Annotated in this window: 3 protein-coding genes and 1 pseudogene; 3 read left to right on the forward strand and 1 reads right to left on the reverse strand. The window is 69.8% G+C overall.

Features of this window, described 5'->3' with window-relative positions; genetic code table 11:
* From AC1D12_RS33590 to AC1D12_RS33600, 3 genes and pseudogenes are all read left to right on the forward strand, one after another.
* Positions 1 to 199: pseudogene (locus AC1D12_RS33590) on the forward strand (hypothetical protein); the annotation flags it as partial.
* Positions 200 to 539: 340 nt separating this feature from the next.
* The gene (locus tag AC1D12_RS33595; protein WP_477826184.1) at positions 540 to 713 is read left to right on the forward strand and encodes a hypothetical protein; all 174 of its coding nucleotides are present in this window, start codon (positions 540 to 542) and stop codon (positions 711 to 713) included.
* A 42-nt stretch (positions 714 to 755) separates the two neighbouring features.
* On the forward strand, positions 756 to 1,022 hold the full coding sequence (locus AC1D12_RS33600; protein WP_047500882.1) for a hypothetical protein: 267 nt from the start codon (positions 756 to 758) through the stop codon (positions 1,020 to 1,022).
* 41 nt (positions 1,023 to 1,063) lie between these two features.
* Here AC1D12_RS33600 and AC1D12_RS33605 read toward each other — a convergent pair.
* A partial coding sequence (locus AC1D12_RS33605) for a hypothetical protein (protein ID WP_477845414.1) occupies positions 1,064 to 1,254 on the reverse strand: 191 nt, incomplete at its 5' end.

A 1,254-nucleotide genomic window follows, 5' to 3' on the forward strand; every position in this document is an offset into this window, starting at 1 on the left:
CCATCCGCAGCGCGCCCGCACGCGGCTGCTGGACTTGCTCGGCGAGGTGCTGATGCCGGCGGCGGAACCCGCCAAGGCGCCAGCGCCCCCCCCGCCGACCCGCACCGCCGCGGCCGCAGCACCCCGCGCCGCGCCGCCCGCCGAAGACCTCTGGGCCCGCACGCAGGCCGGCATCGCGCCGCTCAAGAAAAAACGTTGATTCTTCCCCACACCTTCGAACAAGGGGGTTGAAATTGATAATCGATTGTTTATCATCTGCGCAAGCCGTGATGAACACCTTTATCACGGCGACGCCCCGCCCCTCAACCCCGGAGTCCCCACGTTGATCGCCTGCGCACTGAACCCTGCCCTTGCCCGCCGCGCCTTCGCGCCGTCGGTGCCGGCGTTTCAGTGTCTCGGTGGCCGTCGGGCCCCGCCCGGTCCGCTTGCCGGCTGAGCTTCGCGACGCACGCGCGCTCATCCCGACGGCCCGGTTGCTTCCCGCACCGGGCCGTCGTGCTTTCTGGCCCTGCCGTCCTCGTCCACACAGGAGATGTCTCATGTCCAAGATCACCATGCCAGCCCGCAAGCCCCGCAACCCACTGGTGGCGCCCGCGCACTTCCGTCGCGCCGGCAGCCACCAGGCAGGCGGTACCTCGCGACAGGATGCGCGCCGCGCACTCAGCCGCGAACTCGACCAGCTCAGCAGCCCCCGGCTGCGCCACAGCCCATGAATCCAACGCAGCGCCAGCGCGCTGCCGAAGAAGGAAATGATCATGACCAGCTCGAAGCCCCAGACGTGGCGCGCCCTGACGCCGCGCCACTCCGGCTCCTCCCTCGCGCGCCGCACTGCAGCGGCCGCCCTGAAGTCCGCGAGCGCCGTGCTCGCTGAACTGGCCCAGCGCCTGGCGGTACCGCCGGCGCCGCCCGCACCGCCGCTGCCGCCGGTGCTCGAGTTCTACGCGCAGTCCGGCGCACCGGAAGGTGCGCTGTACCTCGATGGCGAACTCGTCGGATGGGTGCAGGGCGTCACGCGCCTGTGATTCATCCGTGAATTGAAACGGGGGCCTCGCGGCCCCCGTTTTCATTGATGCGCCGGCACCGGCTTCGGATGCCGCTTCTCCCACAGCTTGTGCACCAGCACCGCGACCGGCACCCAGCCCAGCCACATCACCAGGTCGATGCCCTCGTGCCACCACTGCCAGGTGTCGACCGGCTGGTCTTCCCAGCCCATCGCCTCCTCGATCATGTCGAACACGCCGAGCCAGGTCACCA

This window comes from Rhizobacter sp. P1_G5, assembly GCF_056405435.1.